Here is a 22,131-nt window from a genome sequence, read left to right as displayed (position 1 = left end):
AAGAACCTTCCCACCTGTTTCCTATCGGTTATAAGCCTCCTCGTAGAGCTGCTCCTGGGAATTAAGCGGTTCATCTTCATTCTGTACTTTATAGTAGAGTCCGTCCCCTCTCAGTTCCCGTGCCTTCTGATTATCCCGGCTCATAGTATCAAAAATATGCTCCAGCTTTTCCTGAATGATAGGATCATAAACCGGCGCCGCAACTTCCACACGCTTCACCGTATTTCTTGTCATAAAATCCGCGGACGCAATATAATACTTCCTCCTCTCCTTCGTCCCAAACATGTAAATACGGGAATGTTCCAGGAATCGCCCCACAATACTGGTAACGCGGATGTTTTCCGTCTTATCTTTCACACCGGCCACCAGACAGCAGATTCCCCGGATCATCATCTCTATCTTCACGCCCGCACAGGACGCATCCACCAGCTTGTCGATAATCTTCTTATCCGTCAGTGAATTCATCTTGATGCCAATATATGCAGGCTCACCGTTCTTCGCATGATTGATCTCCACATCCATCATATCCAGTATCTTATTTTGGAGACACTTCGGCGCAACGAGCAAATACTCTGTATTGTCAACCACCTCACCTTTTGCAAGTGCACGGAATACCTTGGCCGCCTCAACCCCGATGTCGGTATTTGCCGTCATCAGTGAAAGGTCCGTATACAGACGGGATGTCTTTTCATTGTAATTTCCTGTTCCGATTTGGGTAATACATTCAAACTGCGTATCCGTCTTTCTCGTAATCAGACAAAGCTTGGAATGTACCTTGTAACCGTCCAGTCCGTAGATCACCTGACATCCCGCATTTTCCAACTGCCGGGACCATTCAATATTATTCTCCTCGTCAAACCGGGCTCTGAGTTCTACCAGAACCACAACTTCCTTGCCGTTTTCTGCCGCCTCAATCAGCGCCTCAATCACCTTACTTTGCTTTGCCAGACGGTAAAGCGTCATCTTGATGGAAACGACATTCTCATCCTCCGCCGCTTCAGTCAGAAGCCGCAGGAACGGCCGGATGGATTCATACGGATAAGAAAGGAGCTTGTCACCCTCCTTGATTTGCTCAATCATACTTCTGCCATCCTGGAACATCGTGGACTTCTGCGGCGTCCTCTTTGCGTAGAACAGGTTCTCATTCTTCCGAAGCATATCCTGAATCTGGAACACAAAAGAAAAGTCAAGCGGAACCGAAGAGTGGAATACATACTTCTCCTCCAACCCCAGATAATTATCCAGCATCATCACACTTCCAATATCCAGATTTCCTGACATCTCCAGGCGAATCGGCGCAAGCTTTCTTCTCTGTTTCATCAAGTCTGCCATAAATTCCCGATAATCCAGGTCCTCATCGTAGAGGGCGTCCGCGTCAATATCAGCATTTCTCGTCACACGGATCAGTGCTTTACCCTGTATCCGGTAACCAGGAAACACTTTGGAGATAAAATGAAGAATCAAATCCTCACAAAGGATAAAAGCGCCTTTTTCTCCCGGTATCTCAATCATCCTCTGAAAAATATTGCTCGTACACGGCACAATACCAAGACGTACCTTTTTGCTGCTTTTGGTTGTAAGCGCTACGACCGCATAGATCTCTTTATTCTTCAAAAATGGGAATGGCTGCCTTCTGCCCACTACTGTTGGCGAAATCAAAGGGAGAATCTCTGACTGGAAAAAACGCTCCATTTTTTTCTCATCCGGAAGCTGATCTGCCCGATACAGGCGAATTCCTTCCTTTGCAACCTTTTCAATCAGTTTCTGATATACTTTTTCTTTTCTCTTATTCAGCTTTCTTGTCTCTGCAAGGATCGCGTCGATCTGTTCCTGAGAGGACATCTTCGTTTTATTATCCCTGATCTCCTGCGGCAGCAGTGTCTGGTCATACAAAGAACCCACACGAACCATAAAAAACTCATCCAGATTCGTCTGATAAATCGATACGAACGTGAACCGCTCACAAAGCGGTACGGATTTATCCTCGGCCTCCTCCAACACCCTTTCATTAAATTTCAGCCATGAAAGCTCCCGGTTCATATATTGGCTTGCCATAAATTTTACCCGCTCCTTCATTCCTTTTCTACAGTATGTTTCTTTCATGGCAGTTCCTGTATGGAACACTGCGGAATACCTTTTTCGCATTCCTGTCCACCTTGGTTTCCATACAATAATAACGGACTACCATGTCGTTTCTAATCTGTTTTCTACTGCGTTTTTCTCTTTTCATCATATACCCCTTTTCCTCAAAAATCAATTTCTAGTTTCTGTTTGAGTATATAAACATTGCAACAAGAAATAGAATAGCACAGTTGCTCATGGTTCATATCAAATCCACATTAAATGCAGGTAAAACGCAAAAAAACGGCAAAAATCCGCTATTTTAGCGTATTTTGCCGTTTCTGACTGCGGATGACAGGAATCGAACCTGCACGTCATGGACACCAGATCCTAAGTCTGGCGCGTCTGCCAGTTCCGCCACATCCGCATATTTGATTATCAGCGTTCCCCTGCCGATAAAAGAATAGACAAGCAATTCTGCTTGCCTAAAGTGAGCGTGCGGGGATTCGAACCCCGGACAACTTGATTAAAAGTCAAGTGCTCTACCGACTGAGCTACACGCCCGTAATATAAATCTAACCTGGGCTAGTTGGATTCGAACCAACGAATGCAGGAGTCAAAGTCCTGTGCCTTACCGCTTGGCGATAGCCCAACAGCCCATATTGGGACTAAGGTGGATACAGGGATTCGAACCCTGGGCCTCCAGAGCCACAATCTGGCGCGCTAACCAACTGCGCTATATCCACCATGAACGTGCCTGCGGGGATTCGAACCCAGGACCTACGGCTTAGAAGGCCGTTGCTCTATCCAGCTGAGCTACAGACACATAGTTTTGAATCTCAAAGCCTCGATTGCTTTAAGAAAGCGGGTGATGGGAATCGAACCCACGTATCCAGCTTGGAAGGCTGGTGTTCTACCATTGAACTACACCCGCAGATCACAATATGGATTCCTGTTATTATCAGGAATCGGGGTGACAGGATTCGAACCTGCGGCCTCCTGGTCCCAAACCAGGCGCTCTAGCCAAGCTGAGCCACACCCCGTTCTCAATTCATCATTTTCCTGACGACAAAAGTTATTATATAGGAACTCCTGATATTTGTCAACAACTTTTTTTGTTTTTTTCTACATATCTCTAACAGTTCAGCCATAACAGCTCGGATTAGCCGCTATGCGGCTTTTCTCGCCACTTACGTGGCGAAATCCTCGCTAATGGCAGAGTGCCATATACAAAGTACACAAAAAATCTTCGTTTTCAAACAAGTTTGAACTCGCATTTTTGTGACTTTGTGCATGGCTGAACTGTTACACATATCTGATCTCGCCCTCCACTTTGCCTTCCTCATCCATCTCCAGAACGATATAACTTGGAAGTCGGTTCTCCTGGCGTGGATAGGTCAGACTCCCAGGATTTATAATAATCATGTCCTCTTCGAATTTCAGACATGGCTTATGTGTATGCCCGAAGATCACAATATCCGCTCCCCTGGCTCTTGCTTCTCTCTTCAGGTGATCGAGTGTCATAGAGACAAAGTAATGGTGCCCGTGGGTCATAAAGATCTTATGCGGCCCCATCTTAATTTCCACCTCAGGCGGAAGTTGTCCGAAAAAATCGTTGTTACCTGCCACCACGTAGGCCGGACAGCCGCTTCCGTACTCAATTTCCCACTCTCGTCCTTCAACATCTCCTGCGTGAAAAAGAACGTCAAACGGTTTCTCTTTTTCCAAGACAAGATCAAAATTGACATGCATTTTATGGGTATCGCTTACTACAAGAATTTTCTGTTTCTTCATAGGCTACCTCTCCTCGATCCGTTTCCTCATTTGCTGTAATCCTCTGCCCCTGTGGCTGATCTCATTTTTCTTTTCCGGCGGTAGCTCTGCTGTAGTACAGCCATACTCCGGAAGATAGAAAATCGGATCGTATCCGAATCCATGCTCTCCCTTTATCTCATAAGCCACTCTGCCTTCGATCACGCCAAGGGTCACTTCCTCTCCTCCGTCTGGAAAGACTGCGGCAATAGCACAGACAAATCTGGCTGTACGCTTCTCATCCGGTACTCCATCCATCCTTCTCAGAATTTCATTGTTCTTGATATCATAAGAAGTATCCTCTCCCATATATCTTGCGGAATAAATTCCGGGTTCCTTGTTCAGATAATCGATCTCCAGCCCCGAATCATCTGCCATTACGATATCATCCGGCAAAAGTGCATGGACAGCCCGCGCTTTAATCAGTGAATTCTCCTCAAATGTCTTCCCATTCTCTACGATCTCCGGGTTGACGCCTGCCTCTTTCATGGAAAGAATCTCCATCCCAAGATCTTTCAGAATCTCCCGGATCTCTGCCATTTTATCTGTATTGCCTGTAGCAAAAATAATTCTACTCATCTTTTCCCTTCTTTCTCGGAGGCTTCGGCCCCATAAATTGATAGAAATACGTTTTAATCATGCCGTTATAAATCTTACGGTTCTTATCCGCCTTTCTTCCAAACCATTTCTCGGCATCCTCATAGCTCGTGATCATGTAGGCTGACCAGTCTTTCAATCCACGAAAACTATCGCCAAAATCTCGGTAAATCTCCGGCAGTGCCTCCTTCTCCTCCAGTCGCTCGCCGTATGGTGGATTGGTGATGATAAAACCGTAAGGCCTCGGATGCCTCAACTCCTTAACCGGACGTCTTTGGAAATGGATCAAATGATCCACTCCTGCTTGAACCGCATTTTTCCTTGCTATCCGGATGACATTCTCGTCAATATCATATCCCTGGATATCCGTTGTAATATTGTTTCGTATTCGATCTTGAGCCTCGGTCACCGCTTCGTACCAGGTCTTTCTCGGGATCAGATTGTCCCAATTCTCAGCGGTAAACTCGCGGTTCATACCCGGAGCCATATCCGCCGCCATCATGGCCGCCTCGATCACAAACGTCCCACTCCCACAGAACGGATCCACTAAAATCCGGTCACGCCGCCATGGTGTCAGGAGAACCAGAGCCGCCGCCAATGTTTCAGAGATTGGAGCCTTCCCGCTTTGAGGGCGGTATCCCCTCTTGTGCAGGGACTCGCCAGTGGTGTCAATCCCTACAGTAACGACATCTTTTTTAATAAATACGCGAACCGGATACTCTGCCCCTTCCTCGGGAAACCACTTCTGATGATAATGCTCCTTCATCCGCTCCACCATCGCCTTTTTCATTATTGACTGTATATCAGATGGACTAAAGAGCTTACTCTTCACAGACGCCGCCTTGGTGACCCAGAACTTTCCGTTCTTTGGTATGTAGCGCTCCCACGAAATCTGCTTCGTCCTCTGAAAGAGCTCCTCAAAGGTCCGAGCCTCAAATTCTCCCACCTTTAAAAGTATCCTCTCTGCGGAACGTAAGAACAGGTTTGCTCTACATAGCGCCAGCTCATCCCCATAAAATGAAACTCTGCCGTCCTCCACCTGTGCAATGTCGTATCCCAGATCCTGGATTTCTCTTTTGAGTACCGCCTCCAGGCCAAAGTGGCACGGTACAACGTATTCTATCTGCATTTCGTATCTCCATTCCCGATTTTGTTCTTCCTATATCTTACGTGCTGACCGCCCTCTTGTCAATAAAGTCTTTGGCTCCAGGTCTTTTGTCTCTTCTGTTTTACATCTTCATATCCTTCTTTTTATTTTTTATAGCCAAAAACCTCCCCGCTTTCTTAGTTTGGAAAGCGAGGAGGTCCTTGTCAGTGACCATATTCCTTAGTAGTTGCCGTTGTTGTAATCGCTATAGTCCTTGGTATGGCAGTCGGATGTCTTGTTCATGTTCTTGTTCTTCGTAGTGTTCTTCGCGCGCTCTGCATTTTTGCTGTTCTGCTGCTCATTTGCGTAAGAAGAATTGTAAGAGCTGTTTTTGTTCGTATTATTTGTGTTGTTATAATTTTTTGCCATTTCCATGTCCTCCTTTTGAATTATGGTACGCTGTTAGTATGCTCTTATCGGGCCGATTTATACGCCATTCTTTTTCCAAAAAGTGGTCTTCCAAAAATAAGATTTTCTTCCAAAATTTAAGCATTTTTTAACATTTTACTTGCTTTTTTGGTTATCATATATTATACTAATTTTTGTAGAAAGCAGGCTTTCTACACCCCTTATTAATTATTTATACTCCCCTCAAAAGACCGATGGCTCCCCCATCGGTCTTTTACTTATGCACGTTCCAGCATCATAGGTGGCTGCCAGAATTTTAGCCGCCTTTGGACTTTGTCTCGTCGCCGGTACGAAAAGAGGAGGTGCTGCCTTCATCAGGACAACACCTCCTTCCTTTAACGTCCACTCATCATACGCAGGATCAGCACCAGTATCAAAAGCGGCAGCGCAAACGGCAGTACCGCAGCGATCAGTCCAGTAATTACAGCTACAATGATAAAGAGGACAATCACAATGCCCACAATAAACAAAATCCTCTTCCACCAGGTGTCGATTCCAATCAAATGCAGAATAGGATGACTGTTGTTCTGCTCCTCCTCTTCTTCCGTGTAGGTATTCTGTACGGAACTGTACGTACCGGAGGCGGAACCATAGTACTCCCGCTCGTTCTCATCGGTATCGATAATCGTTCGGGCAATCATCCACGGGTCTCCCAACATATCCAGGACTTCCTGCTCTGTCTTTCCATTTCGCACCTCGCTTTGGATATAGGAATCATAATACTCGATATTTTCCCTAACTACCGGACCGCTCAAATCATTTTCCAGGGCTTCTCTCAGCTTATCTAAAAACTCGCTTCGATTCATATTCTATACCTCAAAAATCAGATCTCCATAAGATGGCATCGGCCAGATTTCCTTGTCCACAATCATTTCCAGTCTGTCCACCGGTGTACGAAGTGCCTCCATCACCGGAACTACTTCCTTATAGAAATACTCGGCCTGTGCTTGTCCTTCTGCCTTGAAAGCAGCTTCCGACGTTACCTGTTCCAGCCGCCCAAGAGCCTCTTTTGTCTCCTTTAAGAGTCCGCTTGTCTCCACAAGCAGCCCTCTTGGTACCTCCGCGTCCACTCCAGCCTGTACCACTGCATTGACCGTATCTGCCAGTGCCTTTGTCCCACGGATCACAGCCGGAATGATATGCTTACTTGCAATATCAATCATTGTGCGTGCTTCAATATTGATCGCTTTCGCGTAAGCTTCATACTTAATCTCCGCACGGGAATGAAGCTCTGCCCTTGTAAAGACATGGAACTTCTCAAAGAGTTCCACGCTCTTTTCCTCCACAAGTGCAGGAATCGCATCTACCATGGATGGAAGATTCGGGAGTCCCCGTCTCTTTGCCTCCTCAACCCACTCATCGGAGTAGCCGTTCCCATTGAACACGATCTTCTGATGCTCAGTCGCATAGGACTTGATCAGATCATGCAATGCCTGCTCAAAATCTTCCGCCTGCTCCAGCGTATCGCAAGCCTCGCAGAGCGCCTCAGCCACAATGGTGTTCAGAACGATATTTGGCGCCGCAGCCGAATCTCTTGATCCAAGCATACGGAATTCAAACTTATTTCCGGTAAAAGCAAACGGCGACGTCCGGTTTCGATCGGTCGCATCCTTATTCAATCCAGGAAGAGCTTTCACCCCTGTCTGAAGCTTACCTCCCTTGATGCTATGGGTCGCATTTCCTGTCACAACAAGCTGCTCCAATACATCTTCTAATTGTTCTCCAAGGAACACGGAAATGATAGCCGGCGGAGCCTCACTGGAACCCAGACGCTGATCGTTTCCCGGATCCGCGGCAGATTCCCGGAGTAAATCCGCATGTCTGTCAACAGCCCGCAACACGCAGAGCAGCATCAAAAGGAACTGGATATTCTCATGCGGTGTTTTCCCAGGGTCGAGAAGATTCTTCCCGTCGTCTGTCGTCAGAGACCAGTTATCATGTTTTCCGGAACCATTGACGCCGGCAAACGGTTTTTCATGGAGCAGGCAATGAAGGCCCTGCTTTTCCGCTACCTTTTTCAAAGTCTCCATAATCAGTTGGTTGTGGTCTACCGCCACATTGCACTCTACAAAGATCGGGGCCAGTTCATGCTGAGCCGGAGCCACCTCATTGTGCTGCGTTTTCGCCGTCACACCAAGTCTCCATAACTCCTCGTTGACCTCTTTCATAAATGCCGCGATCCGTGCCCGGATACTTCCAAAGTAGTGGTCATCTAATTCCTGTCCTTTTGGCGGCATTGCCCCAAACAAAGTACGTCCGGTAAATACAAGATCTTTCCGTTTCAGATATTTCTCCCGATCTACAAGAAAATATTCCTGTTCAATTCCTACAGAAGGTTTCACGCGCTTTGAGGTGGTGTTTCCAAACAAACGGAGGAAGCGGAGCGCCTGCTTATTAATCGCCTCCATAGATCTCAGAAGAGGAGTCTTTTGATCCAATGCTTCTCCCGTGTAGGAACAGAACGCGGTCGGCACATAGAGTATACAGCCATTTTCATCTTTCTTTACAAAAGCCGGAGAAGTTGGATCCCATGCTGTATAACCCCGTGCCTCGAATGTCGCTCTCAGCCCTCCTGACGGAAAGGAGGAGGCGTCCGGTTCTCCCTTAATCAGCTCTTTTCCGGAAAAACTCATCAACACCTTACCGTTTGCCATCGGTGCAGAGATGAATGAATCATGTTTCTCTGCCGTCACGCCGGTGAGAGGCTGGAACCAGTGTGTGTAATGAGTGGCGCCCTTCTCAATCGCCCATTCTTTCATCTCGTGGGCAATGACGTCCGCCGTATTGATATCCAGCTCCTTGCCCTCCTCGATTGTACGTCTCAATTCCTTGTAAATCTTCTTCGGCAGACGCTCCTGCATCACAGTATCATTAAATACGTTCTCTCCGAAAATCTCAGCCACATTGATATCCCTTTTGTTCTCCTCCATTTGTTTTCCTCCGTTTCTTTATACAGAAAAAGGCACTCCATGCAAGTGGAATGCCTTGTATTCTCTTTTTATGAATTATTCTGCTTTTCCTACGGAACCGAATAATTCCATCTTTTCTTTTACTTTTTCAACGATAGCTTCTGCACCTGGTTTTAATAATTTACGAGGATCGAAGCCTTTTTTCTCTTTATCCTTACCTGCTTCAATATACTTGCGTGTAGCTTCAGCAAATACAAGCTGACATTCTGTATTAACATTGATCTTTGCTACGCCAAGACTGATTGCCTTTTTAATCATGTCATCCGGAATACCTGTGCCTCCATGAAGTACAAGTGGCATATCTCCCGTCAGAGCCTGAATCGCGTCAAGAGTCTCAAAGCTAAGTCCCTGCCAGTTCTCCGGATACACCCCATGAATGTTTCCGATACCTGCAGCAAGCATATCAACACCCAGATCAGCAATCATCTTACATTCATTCGGGTCCGCACATTCACCGGCTCCGACAACTCCGTCTTCCTCGCCGCCGATAGATCCGACCTCTGCCTCCAGAGACATTCCTTTTTCCTTGCAGATTGCCGCAAGTTCTTTTGTTTTAGCCACATTCTCCTCAATCGGATAATGAGAACCATCAAACATAATGGAAGAGAATCCTGCTTCGATGCACTTCTGGCATCCTTCATAAGTACCATGGTCTAAATGAAGAGCAACCGGAACCGTGATCTTCATCTCTTCAAGCATACCATTGACCATTCCAACCACAGTCTTGTAACCAGCCATGTATTTTCCTGCGCCTTCGGATACTCCAAGAATCACCGGGGACTTTGTCTCCTCTGCTGCTGTCAGAATCGCTTTTGTCCATTCCAGGTTGTTAATGTTGAACTGACCCACCGCATAATGTCCTGCTTTTGCTTTCTTTAACATTTCTGCTGCTGATACTAACATATTCTCTCCTCCATTTTCAAAGATATGACCCCCAGGGGAATCGAACCCCTGATTCCACCGTGAGAGGGTGGCGTCTTAACCGCTTGACCAGGGGGCCATGTGCCAGTGAAGAAACACATCCGTGTTACCTCACTCGCTTATTGTATACTATCTGCCCAAAATATACAAGTCTTTTTTTCAATTTTTTAAAATTTCTTTTCCTCCTCTTCATCCAGTTCCTCTAAAGCCCTCCTTTTCAGGCTTTCTTTATATGGATGGTGAATCAGCTCATATGCCTTTTCCTCCGGTACCATGATGCATAGCTCCTGCTGACGGTTTTGGATGCGGACTTTGTCAAACTCTCCCCCGAACTCCCCGTCTAGCGTCCACGGAATTTCTTCCAGGGACTCAAATGAAATCTCCCTGGCTTTGATATTATATATATAATCGGAATTCTTTTCCTTACTCATCAGCGAAGTCACAATACTCTGCATCTCCAGCAGGTTTTTCGGCGACCGGACAAGTGTCACTTCAAATTCTCCATCATCGAATTCTACCTCATGGCCAAACATGTTGCGGAATCCGCCCATAGATCTGGAGTTGGTGACGGAACAAAATACAAAGTCATCCTCAATGTCATTGCCGTCGTACTCTACTCTGACGTGGTAGGATGGGATATCGAAAAGCCGCTTTGCCCCCTCCATGACGTAAGCCAGGTGCCCAAGCATATTCTTCATCTCCTGTTTGGTCTGATAGGAGACATCTGTGAAAAGACCGAACGCTGCCACATAGACGAAATAATCGTCGTTAAACTGTCCGATATCACAGTGAAACGGCTTTCCATTGACCGCTGCGTCCGCTGCGCTCAGAAGATCTTTCGGAATATGCAGACTGTTGGCAAAATCGTTCGTCGTCCCTGTCGGAATGTAGCCAACCGGAGTCTTTCCCCCACGCTTCATCATGCCGGTCACTACCTCATCGAGCGTCCCATCTCCCCCGCTGCACACAACGATATCATAATCTTCCTCGTATCGTTTTACTTTCTTATAAGCATCATGGTAACTCTGGGTCGGATAGATGACTACCTCGCATCCGCTTTTTACAAAAAGATCCACAATATCGGAAAGCTTTGGCTTTAAAAGCCCTTTCCCCGCGTTCGGGTTGTAAATGAACAAAATCTTTTTCATATTTACATTCCTCCTCTCGGTCGCGCCTTTTCCTTTCCTGTTATGACAGGAAAAGGATGTTCACCTCCCTCGTGGTAACACCCTTTTACACTCTACTCTCTATGTACGTATCGGAACTTATCTCGCATGTTCCAAAAACTTCTCAATGCCTTTTGCCGCCGCTTCCTCGTCGACGCCTTCCGCAACCACTGTCAGATCCTCGCCGCCGCTTAACTTCAGGCTCATCATACCCATGATGCTCTTGGCATTAATCTTTTTGCTTCCGATCTCAATGAACACGCGGCTTTCATACTGACTTGCTTCCTGTACAAGCAAAGCGATCGGTCTTGCATCCAATCCGTCGTCACATTTGATCTTCAATGGTTTCTTAATCATTTTGTACCTCCTTGAACTCCATTTGCTTTTCTTAATTCCTCAGCAATTTCGCCTAGACGGCGCAGCCTGTGATTGACCCCGGACTTTCCTACCGGCTCCGGCATCAGCTCTCCAAGCTCTTTTAATGTCGCTTCCGGATATTGCAGACGGGCCATCGCCATATCCCTTAATCCGTCAGAAAGCTTCTCAAATCCTATACAGTCTTTGATGTATGTGATATCCTCCATCTGCTTGACCGCCGCTGAGACAGTCTTATGGATATTGGCTGTTTCACAGTTCACCTTTCGGTTGACCGTATTTCTCATCTCCTTTAAGATGCGGATATTCTCAAACTCCATCAGGGCAACCGGCGCATCCATCACATTCAGTGCCAGTGAAATCTGAGTGCCTTCCTTTAAATATACGACAAACGACTTCTTCCGTTTCACCACTTTCGCATCCATCTCGAATCCCTGTATCAGCTTCTTCAAAAGCTCGGCTTTCTCCTCAGACGCGCATACAATTTCAAAATGATAAGATTTGTGGGGATCACTCATCGATCCGGCCGTCAGAAAAGCTCCCCGAAAGAAAACCCTCTTGCAGCATCCATTCTGGTAAACAAGGCTGCTGACTCCAAGAAATCCTCCATGCTTTGGTTCATCCAGAACCAGCTTTGCAGCCTGAAGAATCCTTTCTGTCTGTTTCCGACCACCGACTGCGATCAAGTATAAAATACTTTTTTTGTCCTGATTTCTACGGATAGAAATTTCAGCCTTTATATTAAACGCTTTTTCCAATAATGTAAAGTACTTTCTTGCAACTGCAATATTTTCCGTACTGAGCTTTAAGACGGGATGCTCCTCCTCTTCCATAGCCGCGCCCGCCGAAAAATACAGAATTGCCGCACATTCCGCGATCTGGCAATGTCTGGCGTTGCTGATCTGCCCCGCCAGTTCTTCTTTTACGTTTCCCGAAAATGACATGTACTTATATTCCTTTCACTCTCGCATCTTTTTCAATGTCCCTGTGCTCAATCTTCAGACCATAGCCCTCCTCCTGCTCCAGAGCATAATATAGCGCGTTTGCCAGGGTGACTGACCTGTGCTTGCCGCCTGTACATCCAATACCTATGACCAGTTGATTCTTACCTTCAGCCACATAATTCGGAATCAGAAACTGCACCATATCCACAAGCTTATCCAGAAACTTGCGGGCTGTCTCACTGCTCATCACGTAGTCCCTGACTGGAGCGTCATTGCCGCTCATCGGACGAAGCTCCTGGATATAGTATGGATTCGGTAAAAACCGGACGTCAAATACCAGATCTGCATCCCCCGGAATACCGTACTTAAATCCAAAAGACAAAATCGTAACATAAAGATTTTTATAATTTTTATTCTCCACAAAGATTTTCAATATCTCAGAACGCAGTTCTCTTGTCAGCATCTGACTCGTATCAATGATGTAATCTGCCTGCTGCTTTAAAAAGATCGTCCTCCTGCGCTCTTCATCGATCCCTTTATCAACCCGGCCATCCCCCGCAAGCGGGTGGCTCCGTCTCGTCTCTTTGTATCGCTTGATCAGCGCTTCATCCGAAGCGTCCAGAAAGAGAATCTCAAACTTGACGTCTTTCTTTCTCAGAGTTTCCAGGGTCTCCCGGAGCTGTCCGAACTTCTGACTGCTCCGGATGTCGATTCCAAGCCCTACTTTCGTGTACTCTGATCCTGGCAGAATCAGCATCTCCATAAACTTCGGCAGAAGTGGGACCGGAAGATTGTCTACGCAGAAATATCCCGCATCCTCCAGCATCTTGAGTGCCGTTGATTTTCCTGCTCCCGAAATTCCTGTTACAATTACAATCCGCATATTCCATACCGCCTTTTCTTATTGTGTCTGTCTCTTTTGTCCTGTCTAATCCTTTTTAGGTCCGAAATCTCCAAGACGGCGTACTTCCGGCTCCAGCCGGACGCCAAACTTCTTATACACCCGGTCGGAAACCTCCTGCATAAGACGATTAACATCTTCCGCTGTAGCCCCCCCTTTATTAATGACAAAGCCGCTGTGCTTTTCCGATACCTGAGCTCCTCCAACCGCAAAGCCTCTAAGCCCTGTGTCCTGAATCAACTTGCCCGCAAAATACCCTTCCGGACGCTTAAACGTGCTTCCCGCACTCGGATATTCCAGCGGCTGCTTCGTTGTCCGTCTTCTCTTGAAATCTTCCATCTTTGCCGCAATGTCCTCACGATCCCCCTTCTGAAGCCGCAGACACACTGCCACTACGATGTAGCCCTGCTTCATAATCCGGCTTGTCCGGTATCCAAACTCCAGCTCCTCCCCTGAAAGGACGAGGGATCGTCCATCCTGATCGAGCACTGTCACTTTCTCAATCACATCTTTCATCTCTCCGCCGTAGGCTCCCGCATTCATCACGGCAGCTCCGCCAATCGTCCCCGGAATACCGGACGCAAACTCAAATCCCGCAAGCTTATGCTCAAGTGCCGCCGAAGCGATCTGGCTCATCAGAGCTCCGGCCTGTGCCCGGATCGTACATCCATGCACTTCGATAACCGCCATTTCCCTCCCGATCGCAATAATGACGCCCCGGTACCCTGCGTCACTTACCAGGAGATTACTCCCGTTTCCTACAATATAATATGGCACCTCTTCTCTCCTGCATAGACTGATCAGTGCCCGAATTTCTTCCTCTGACTTCGGCATCACATAGTAATCCGCTGTTCCTCCCAACCGGAAGGTCGTGTGCTTTGCCATCGGTTCCTGCACTTTCACTCGTTCCTGTTCCATGCATCCGCACAGTTTTTCATAAAACTCTCTGTTCATATCTATTCTCCAAATATTCTTTGATACTATTCTGTTTCCAGTTTATTGTCTTATCATACATCAAAGGCTGTCCAAATTCAATGAACTCTTGCAAAATCGGTTAAAATACGATAATATAGAAAGCAGTATCATTTATTATATTTATCAAAAGGAGTGAACTTTTCATTGGACTCGTCAACAGTCATACAAATTGTGATTCTCATATGTTTATTAGCACTTTCCGCATTCTTTTCTTCCGCGGAAACTTCCCTTACGATGGCGAACAAGATCCGCATGCGTTCTCTTGCGGACGAGGGGAATAAACGTGCCAAGATGGTACTCTGGCTTTCCGAACATTCCTCCCAAATGTTAACTGCTATTCTGATCGGGAATAATGTTGTCAATCTTTCCGCATCATCCCTTACGACCAGTATTGCTTACAAATTCGGCGGCTCTGCTATCGTCATTGCCAATGCCGCAATTACAATCCTGATTCTCCTCTTCGGGGAAATCACACCGAAGACGACGGCTACCCTTTATCCGGAAAAAGTCTCTCTGATTTATTCTCCGATCATCAAGACATTCACCCGGATTATGACTCCGCTGATCTTTTTGATCAACCTTCTTTCCAGGGGAGTTCTGGCGTTGCTTCACATTGATCCCAGCGCTCAGAGCCGTACAATGACAGAGTCCGAACTTCGGACTATCGTGGATGTAAGCCACGAAGACGGTGTGATCGAATCCGAGGAAAAGGAAATGATTTACAACGTCTTTGATCTAGGAGACGCCAAGGCAAAGGACGTCATGGTGCCAAGAGTACATGTGACCTTTGCGGATATCAACAGCACCTACGACGAACTGATTAATATCTTCCGGGAAGATAAATTCACCCGTCTTCCGATCTACGAAGACACAACGGATAATGTGGTTGGTACTATTAATATGAAAGATCTTCTGTTATATGACAACACGAAGGAATTTCATATCCGTGATATTTTGCGCGACGCTTACTTTACCTACGAGTACAAAAACATCTCCGAGCTTCTCGTAGAGATGAGAGAAGCTAAATTTAATATTGCCATTGTTCTCGATGAGTATGGTGAAACGGCGGGGCTTATTACATTGGAAGATATTTTGGAGGAGATCGTCGGGGAAATCCACGATGAGTATGATGAGGATGAAGAAGATGACGTCAGAGAGCTTGGCACTAATGAGTATATCGTGGAAGGTTCCACCAATCTGGACGATTTAAATGATGAGCTGGGACTTCAAATGGAATCTGATGATTACGATTCGCTGGGCGGCTTTATCATTGAAAAGCTAGATCGACTCCCTTCAGAAGGCGACGAAGTTACAACATCGGACGGGGTCCGTTTAGTTGTAGAAAAACTGGATAAAAATCGTATTGAAAGTGTACATGTTTACCTTCCTCCAGACTGGGTACACCCGGATAAGGAAGAGAATTAAGTTGCTAAAACCTCCATGCGTTTCTGTTAAAACGCACTTAGGAGAACCGGCGCATCCGGTTCTCCTTTTTATATTGCCAATTCCCAAATGCAGCTTTCGCACTTCCGGTAATGATTTAACCCTCTTCGTTGGCATCCACTACTTCCTCACCGGCCAGTTTTAATACCGAACGGAGTTCCTCCTCGCTTCTGTCTGTATAGAGCGCAAGTTCCTCCAGGGTAATCTTGCGCCCCATCTCCTCTTTCAGCTTTTTGATCTGTCCATCCAGCTCGTCCACCTTTTCCACCATCTTGCGGTCACGGACATGGACGTCCCGCTGCTCCTCCTGGAATGCCTCGATTCCCTCACGAACCGCGTTCAGAATCTTCTCTTCCTCTCCTGACTCCTTAAGCGCAAGCATCAGGCTGACATTTCCTTCCTGAACCAGATCGCCCAGAAAGACGCTTCCGTCGTGAAGCTCTTTTGCAATTTCCAGCACACGTTCCAAAAATGGCAGAAAACTTCCCTGTTCTGCGCCGACTCGCGTCTGAAGCTCTCTCTCGTAGTTCTGTAGGTACGTCTGTTCTTCCTGCGTCAGGGTACTTTCTTTTTCTTCCGCCGCATAGACTCTTCCATGCTTTCTTTCGTATCCTGATACGGCTACCTTCTGAGACAAAAGGTAGTCGTATACAAGCTCCATCTGTTCGTCACTTAAATCATCATTCTCAAAATATCTTTCGATTTCTTCTTTCTGGATCCTGTTAGCATGCTCCTTTGCTTCCTCCAGAATCCATCCAAGTTTTCCCTGAAATTCCAGTCTGTCTGCCATCTGTATTTCTCCTTTTCTTTTTCATTCCTGTATCGGGTTCTTACGGGATCAGTCTCCCGAAATGACCACCGTCTGGTATCCCGCTCTTCGCAGCGCCTGTTCTGTGCTTGCAGCATTGTCAACAGATGTAAACTGCCCCACCAGAACCTTATAATATGGGCCGATGCGGTTGACAAAGGCCGGAAACTCATCTGCCAGAAGTTCTTCTTTCAGCCGTTCGGCATTTTCCATATTTCTAAAGGCTCCAACCTGAATGTGATAACGCGGCGGTGCCTCTTCTTCTTCCGGTTCCACTTCCGGAGTCAGCTCCGGCATGACATCCGGGACGCTGTCCATGTCAACAACAGGATTTTGCATCAGTGTATCAAGAATTCCTTCGGCGATCGCCAGGGCTATGGCGTCAAAATTTTCATCAAAGAGCTGATTATCCGTGTCGGAATTGATAAACCCAAGCTCTACTAGGACTGCCGGCATCTTTGTCCGCTTGAGCACCACCAGATTCGGTCTGGCTTTCACACCCAGATTCCTGAAACCGATCGTCTCCAACTGGTCATTGATATCTTCCGCCATCTCGTATTTGATACCCGAAAGATCATACACCAGACTCTCTACTCCGGATACCGCATTGTCAATCGGATACGAATTGCGGTGTATGGAAACGAAATAGTCCACCCCGGCCTCATTCGCTTCCATTGCTTTTTGGTATGGAGTCTCATAAATATCTGTGGTTCTTGTATACTGTACATCAATCCCTCTGTTCTCCAGAATTTCTCCAATTGCCAGTACCATCCGAAGTGTATCGTCTTTTTCCTGTCTTCCTTTGTAAACCGCTCCCGGATCTCTTCCCCCATGTCCGGCATCCAGCATAATAGAAACTGCCATAAAAGCTCCTGCATATGTCGTTTTTACATACATATGCAGGAGTCCTGTCCTAAGTTCATTCCTAATCCGCTCTTTTCTCCTGAGCCATAATCAGATTGGTGTTTTGTCTCTCATACTGATTGAGCTGCACATATTGCGAAAATTCATTTGCAGTATATTTTGGTCTGTACCATTCTTTCGATGAAAACCATGCGTTCAGATCTTCTGTCTCGAAAATTCTCCCATGCCTCGCGAAAATCTCATTTCTTCCAAACCGAAGCTCCTCTTTTGTTTTACCTTCAAAATCTCTCTCTGTCAGAAGTCGTTTATCGCTTTCCGGGAAGATGTAGTCCTCATGCTCCTCTTCCTTCTGCGGCTTCGTTCTCGTATCGGAATACGGATCTTTCTTCATCGTGCAGTCCATCTCAGCCGTCAGCCCCTCAGACTGCCCGCCGGACGCTCTCTTAACCACTACTTTTAATGCCTCGTCCTGGAACTCAATCGTCCCTTCCATCCGGTTACTGTATTCATCGGAAAAAGTAAAAGAAGCTATCTTATCCGTTACGACTCCCGTCACATCGTTTGCTCCCCGGAACACATAATCCTCATCGTTTCCGTAGGTTTTTCTGATATCAAAGACGACTCTCTGATCCGCCGCGCTCTTAATCTTGACTTCACACATGCCGTCTGTGGACATCACTTCCGACTCCACATTCGCCTCGTCACACCATGCTCCTTTATAGTTTTTCAGACTCCAGGAGGACTCCTTCTTCTCCTCTCTTTCTACCTGCTCTTCCTCCTGCTCATGTTCCCTACTCGTCACCATCTTGCCAAGGTAATTGCCGCCCACCGCCGCAAGCCCGATGAGGACGACTGCCGCAACAATAATCATCACGAACCATTTTCGAAAGAAGGATTTCTCCTCGGCCGGCTCATCCCCGTCCTCCATCTCGAGCTTTTCTACCAGATCCTCATAGATCTTTCCCAGTCTGGCCTGTCGGATCTCTTCTTCCGCGTCTTCTCTCAAAAGCTCAAACATGAGAACCATCATATCAAAGGAAATATCCACATGCAGGTATCCTGCCTGTGTACACATGAGTCCCAGCTCAATTCTCGCGTACTCCAGGATTCCCCGCAGCTTTTCGACCGGACATTTCCATAGGCGGGAAAGCTCTTCCATGCTCCATCCCTCGTAGTAATGCGCCAGACAGACAAGCCGTCCCGCTGTTCCAATCTGCTTGTAACTGGACTTTAAAATCCGGACAATCTGCTGACGCTCTGCCGGCGTCTCCGGTGCCTCCTGTCCTTCCCAGGATGGAGCCGTCTTCTCATCTTCCAGAATGATCCCCTTCTTACGACATTCCCGTTCACCAAGCTTATAAAGAACTGTATAGAGCCATCTCTCCATCTTCGTCGTATCCTGCAGAGTGCTGATCGTCCGGAATACAACGAGATAGACTTGACGAACCAGCTCTCTTGCCTCACCCCGGTTTCCCATCATCAGTCTGGCCCGGAAATAGACATCCGCACAGGTTTCCCGGTAGACCGTACCGATTCCCTCGCTTTCGCCTCTCTTGGCCAGCTCCACTGCCAACTTTAAACTTTCTTTCATATCTGCTCCCACTCAACTTTCCATGCATTGTTCTTCAGCCATTTCCTGTGCCTCCGGTAATCCGGTCAAACCACTCTACCTGACTCCGAAAGCCCATGGAATAATTCATCTCCTCACTTCATATTATCATATGTTTCCCCACTTTACGCAACAGATTCTTGTGATTTTCATCCTTTTCCACTCTGATTTTCCCTTTGAAGCCAATGAATTTCCATGCGGATGCCAAGATGCCAGAAGGATCTTCTATCTATAAACAGAAAAAACACGACAATTTTCCCCTGGAAAACTACCGTGCCCTTTTCTGATCTCTTTATTCTTTAGCTGAATCGCTCTTTGTCACCTCGGCCTTGTCCCACAACCAGGAAATCACTTTGTTCGCCAGCGCCTGATCCTTTATCTCGTCCTCTGAATACTGACTTTTCAGATCATCCACTGTCATCTGCTGCGCCTGTGCGTTCTCATCCAGCCACTCGCTGATCTCATTCTCTGAAACAGTGATCTTTTCTTCCTTCGCGATCAGATCCAGCACTTCCTGCTGTTTGACATACTCTTTGATCTGCGAATCCAGCTCCTCCTTAAAAGTATCCTCGTCCATTCCCATATACTGCTCCAAAAAATCCGCAAACTCCATATTTAGGGATGTCGCAATCTGCTGATACTGCTCAGTCATTTGGTCTTTATATTTCTGGACCTTGTTCTTCGGATACTTAAGCAGTTCCACATGTTTCATCAACTCGTCCATGATCACCGACTTTTTATCGGATTGGTTCTGAACTACAGCCTGACTCTCCAGTGTCCCGCGTATCTCTTTCGTATACTGCTCAACAGTCGTATCCTCTCCCTTTACCATAGTTACAAACTCATCATTCATTTCCGGAAGAGTGACTTCCTCGATTTTAGAAAGCGTGATTGTAAAGACCGCATCCTTTCCCGACAGGTCCGGATTATTCTGATATGGATCTGGGAACGTCGTATTAATATCAAAAGTCTCTCCGGCCGAATGTCCTACAATTCCATCTTCGAATCCATCAATATATCCGCCCGCTCCTAATTCCAGTTGCTGTGCGGATGCCGTACCCCCATCAAAGGCAACCCCATCCACCTTTCCAGAATAATCAATCGTTACCCTATCTCCTTTCTGAGCCGGACGGTCTATGATCTCTTTGTACGTCGCATAATTCCCGCGGATCTGCTCCATCTGAGAATCTACCGTCTCGTCAGTCACCTTGCTTTCCGTTATTTCATTCACTTCAAGCCCTGTATATCGATTAATTTTGACATATTCATTTTCAATCTCTTTCGGTCCGCATCCTGCCAGCCAGAATACAGACACCATTGTACACACTCCGGCAATCAGAGCGCTTTTTCTATTCCTCATTCTCCCCGGTCTCCTTTGCTGTTATCTCCTACCATTTATATCATACTTCCACTCTTTTGACAAGGCATCTCTCCGACCTGACGTGCATCCATCTCTTTCGTTTCGTTCCCGTCTCCCCGCCAATGAAAACTACAAAAGCGGAGAGAACAGCCGGGAGATCTGTTCCCGGATTCTTATGGAAAGGCCTCTTTGCCGATAGCTTTCTTCTGTCACTTCCTGGCAATGCAGCATATCATTTTCAAAGGCGTCTCTAAGTTTCTGTGAGGTCCGTTCGCTGTAGATTGTGGCATTGACTTCAAAGTTGAGCTGAAAACTTCGGATATCCATGTTGGCCGTACCGACGCAGCTAACAAGTCCATCGATCGTCAATGTCTTGGCATGGAGAAAGCCATTCTGATATGTGTAGCATTTTGCGCCAGCAGCCGCCATCTCTCCGAGATAAGAGTAAGTGGCCCAGTAAACAAACGGATGATCCGGCTTGCAAGGGATCATAATGCGGACATCAACGCCGGACTTTGCTGCGATTTTGAGAGAGTCCAAGATTGCCTGATCCGGAATGAAATACGGCGTCTGCAAATAAATATGATGTTCTGCCATTTGAATCATTTTCAAATAGTTATCACGGACACTGTCATATTTGGAGTCCGGGCCGCTGGATACAATCTGAACAAGAGATCTTCCATCCCGTTCGTACTCCGGAATCTCAAACAGCCGGTCCTCCAGAAAGAGATTCTCCTTAGCCGCATAGTTCCAGTCCAGAACGAATCGGACTGCCAGGGAAGTCACAGCGGATCCCTCGATGCAAAGATGGGTATCTCTCCAGTATCCGAACTTTTTCGTGTCCAGTCCGATGTACTCTCTTCCGATATTAAAACCACCCACAAAACCGACTCTGCCGTCGATGACCGCTATCTTCCTGTGATTACGGTAGTTGACCCGAAACTGGAACTGTCCCAGAAACGCCGGAAAAAACTCGGCCACCTCCACGCCGCCTTTTTCCAGCCGTCTCCATGACTTTTCCCGCATTTTCCGGCATCCCATACTGTCAAAGAGTACCCTTACTTCCACGCCCTCTGCCGCCTTTTTTAACAGTATCTCCTCGATTTCCTTCCAAAGCTCATCGTCTCGAATAATGTAATATTGCAGATGAATATAATTTTTTGCGCCTTTCATCTCTTCCATGAGGGCATCGAATTTCTCCCGACCGTCTGTAAAAATCCGGATATCATTATTGTCCGTCAACACGGCTTCGGCCGTATTCAGATTATAAAGGATCAAACTCTGAAACCGCTCCATCTCGGGCGTTTTCAGCCTCAGCTTCCTCCTGTAAATGGATTCCTCCTGCCTTCTTACCGCATATTTGATTTCGTCTTCGATCTCTTTCATCTTAAACATCCTGCTCTTTCTGTAGTCCTGGCCTACTACCAAATAGAGAAGGAAACCGACGATCGGAATGAAATAGAGAACCAGAAGCCAGGTCCAGACTGCCGTCGGATTTCTCCGCTGAAAGAAAATAATCAGGATGGACAGAATAATGTTGATGAAGACGAGATTATCCAAAATCCATAGAAACAATGCTTTTGTAATATCCCATAACATTTCCATATGCTTTCTCACCTCGTTTCCTGCCCCTATTATACTTGTACGAAAAAAAAGATGCAACCCACCCAAAAAGTACCGTAACCATTCAGCCGCAAGCGAAGACGCAAACTCCCGGAAAACTGCCTTTAAACCACTTGCGCTTCCTTGGAAACAATGCTACAATACAACA

Annotated in this window: 20 protein-coding genes and 8 tRNA genes; 1 reads left to right on the top strand and 27 read right to left on the bottom strand. The window is 46.7% G+C overall.

Features of this window, described 5'->3' with window-relative positions:
• Positions 1–21: 21 nt before the first annotated feature.
• The 22 genes from ppk1 to murB form a co-directional block, all read right to left on the bottom strand.
• Entirely contained in the window at positions 22–2,055 is a 2,034-nt protein-coding gene (gene ppk1, locus AOA56_RS08870; RefSeq protein ID WP_034594977.1) for a polyphosphate kinase 1, read from the bottom strand.
• 352 nt (positions 2,056–2,407) lie between these two features.
• A tRNA-Leu gene (locus AOA56_RS08865) sits at positions 2,408–2,488 on the bottom strand.
• A gap of 64 nt (positions 2,489–2,552) precedes the next feature.
• Positions 2,553–2,625, bottom strand: a tRNA-Lys gene (locus AOA56_RS08860).
• A 16-nt stretch (positions 2,626–2,641) separates the two neighbouring features.
• Positions 2,642–2,713: transfer RNA gene (locus AOA56_RS08855), tRNA-Gln, on the bottom strand.
• 20 nt (positions 2,714–2,733) lie between these two features.
• Positions 2,734–2,807 (bottom strand) — tRNA-His (locus tag AOA56_RS08850).
• A gap of 6 nt (positions 2,808–2,813) precedes the next feature.
• A tRNA-Arg gene (locus AOA56_RS08845) sits at positions 2,814–2,887 on the bottom strand.
• A gap of 37 nt (positions 2,888–2,924) precedes the next feature.
• Positions 2,925–2,995, bottom strand: a tRNA-Gly gene (locus AOA56_RS08840).
• Positions 2,996–3,029: 34 nt separating this feature from the next.
• A tRNA-Pro gene (locus AOA56_RS08835) sits at positions 3,030–3,104 on the bottom strand.
• 262 nt (positions 3,105–3,366) lie between these two features.
• On the bottom strand, positions 3,367–3,855 hold the full coding sequence (locus AOA56_RS08830) for a metallophosphoesterase family protein (protein ID WP_024733612.1): 489 nt from the start codon (positions 3,853–3,855) through the stop codon (positions 3,367–3,369).
• Between the two features lie 3 nt (positions 3,856–3,858).
• The gene (gene rdgB, locus AOA56_RS08825; RefSeq protein WP_024733613.1) at positions 3,859–4,452 is read right to left on the bottom strand and encodes an RdgB/HAM1 family non-canonical purine NTP pyrophosphatase; all 594 of its coding nucleotides are present in this window, start codon (positions 4,450–4,452) and stop codon (positions 3,859–3,861) included.
• A complete protein-coding gene (locus AOA56_RS08820; protein ID WP_024733614.1) occupies positions 4,445–5,599 on the bottom strand; it encodes a THUMP domain-containing class I SAM-dependent RNA methyltransferase in 1,155 nt (384 codons plus the stop codon). Before AOA56_RS08820 ends, rdgB begins: the two co-directional genes overlap by 8 nt.
• A gap of 198 nt (positions 5,600–5,797) precedes the next feature.
• On the bottom strand, positions 5,798–5,986 hold the full coding sequence (locus AOA56_RS08815; RefSeq protein WP_024733615.1) for a hypothetical protein: 189 nt from the start codon (positions 5,984–5,986) through the stop codon (positions 5,798–5,800).
• 222 nt (positions 5,987–6,208) lie between these two features.
• On the bottom strand, positions 6,209–6,340 hold the full coding sequence (locus tag AOA56_RS16500) for a hypothetical protein (RefSeq protein WP_270672200.1): 132 nt from the start codon (positions 6,338–6,340) through the stop codon (positions 6,209–6,211).
• Between the two features lie 20 nt (positions 6,341–6,360).
• Entirely contained in the window at positions 6,361–6,831 is a 471-nt protein-coding gene (locus tag AOA56_RS08810; RefSeq protein ID WP_024733616.1) for a DUF1700 domain-containing protein, read from the bottom strand.
• 3 nt (positions 6,832–6,834) lie between these two features.
• Complete coding sequence (locus AOA56_RS08805) at positions 6,835–8,955, bottom strand: glutamine synthetase III family protein (protein WP_024733617.1); 2,121 nt, start codon at positions 8,953–8,955, stop codon at positions 6,835–6,837.
• A gap of 75 nt (positions 8,956–9,030) precedes the next feature.
• Positions 9,031–9,897: a class II fructose-1,6-bisphosphate aldolase gene (gene fba, locus AOA56_RS08800; protein ID WP_024733618.1), complete on the bottom strand. Its 867-nt coding sequence runs from the start codon at positions 9,895–9,897 to the stop codon at positions 9,031–9,033.
• Positions 9,898–9,922: 25 nt separating this feature from the next.
• Positions 9,923–9,994, bottom strand: a tRNA-Glu gene (locus AOA56_RS08795).
• Positions 9,995–10,082: 88 nt separating this feature from the next.
• Entirely contained in the window at positions 10,083–11,063 is a 981-nt protein-coding gene (locus AOA56_RS08790; protein ID WP_024733619.1) for a diacylglycerol/lipid kinase family protein, read from the bottom strand.
• A 117-nt stretch (positions 11,064–11,180) separates the two neighbouring features.
• Complete coding sequence (locus AOA56_RS08785; protein WP_024733620.1) at positions 11,181–11,438, bottom strand: HPr family phosphocarrier protein; 258 nt, start codon at positions 11,436–11,438, stop codon at positions 11,181–11,183.
• Complete coding sequence (gene whiA, locus AOA56_RS08780; RefSeq protein WP_053769477.1) at positions 11,435–12,400, bottom strand: DNA-binding protein WhiA; 966 nt, start codon at positions 12,398–12,400, stop codon at positions 11,435–11,437. The genes AOA56_RS08785 and whiA overlap by 4 nt, the downstream gene beginning before the upstream one ends.
• A gap of 4 nt (positions 12,401–12,404) precedes the next feature.
• The gene (rapZ, locus tag AOA56_RS08775; RefSeq protein WP_024733621.1) at positions 12,405–13,283 is read right to left on the bottom strand and encodes an RNase adapter RapZ; all 879 of its coding nucleotides are present in this window, start codon (positions 13,281–13,283) and stop codon (positions 12,405–12,407) included.
• 45 nt (positions 13,284–13,328) lie between these two features.
• Complete coding sequence (gene murB, locus AOA56_RS08770; RefSeq protein WP_024733622.1) at positions 13,329–14,255, bottom strand: UDP-N-acetylmuramate dehydrogenase; 927 nt, start codon at positions 14,253–14,255, stop codon at positions 13,329–13,331.
• Between the two features lie 165 nt (positions 14,256–14,420).
• On the opposite strand from murB, the gene AOA56_RS08765 reads away from it, so the two are divergent.
• Entirely contained in the window at positions 14,421–15,701 is a 1,281-nt protein-coding gene (locus tag AOA56_RS08765; RefSeq protein ID WP_024733623.1) for an HlyC/CorC family transporter, read from the top strand.
• 115 nt (positions 15,702–15,816) lie between these two features.
• Here AOA56_RS08765 and AOA56_RS08760 read toward each other — a convergent pair whose 3' ends face one another.
• The 5 genes from AOA56_RS08760 to cls all read right to left on the bottom strand — a co-directional run bounded on the left by AOA56_RS08760 (position 15,817) and on the right by cls (position 21,965).
• A complete protein-coding gene (locus tag AOA56_RS08760) occupies positions 15,817–16,509 on the bottom strand; it encodes a hypothetical protein (RefSeq protein WP_024733624.1) in 693 nt (230 codons plus the stop codon).
• A 48-nt stretch (positions 16,510–16,557) separates the two neighbouring features.
• Positions 16,558–17,391, bottom strand: coding sequence for an N-acetylmuramoyl-L-alanine amidase (locus tag AOA56_RS08755; protein WP_024733625.1), 834 nt, complete (start codon positions 17,389–17,391; stop codon positions 16,558–16,560).
• A gap of 61 nt (positions 17,392–17,452) precedes the next feature.
• Positions 17,453–18,982, bottom strand: coding sequence for a YARHG domain-containing protein (locus AOA56_RS08750; RefSeq protein WP_147323251.1), 1,530 nt, complete (start codon positions 18,980–18,982; stop codon positions 17,453–17,455).
• Positions 18,983–19,292: 310 nt separating this feature from the next.
• Entirely contained in the window at positions 19,293–20,360 is a 1,068-nt protein-coding gene (gene tig / locus AOA56_RS08745; RefSeq protein WP_053769475.1) for a trigger factor, read from the bottom strand.
• A gap of 129 nt (positions 20,361–20,489) precedes the next feature.
• Positions 20,490–21,965 carry a cardiolipin synthase gene (gene cls / locus AOA56_RS08740; protein ID WP_330376467.1) on the bottom strand — a complete coding sequence of 492 codons (1,476 nt, stop codon included), beginning with the start codon at positions 21,963–21,965 and terminating at the stop codon, positions 20,490–20,492.
• Positions 21,966–22,131: the final 166 nt, after the last annotated feature.

The sequence above is a fragment of the Sellimonas intestinalis genome (assembly GCF_001280875.1).
Lineage (GTDB): Bacteria > Bacillota > Clostridia > Lachnospirales > Lachnospiraceae > Sellimonas > Sellimonas intestinalis.
The sequence above is the reverse complement of the archived record's forward strand: the minus strand, read 5'-3'. Positions and strand labels throughout refer to the sequence as shown.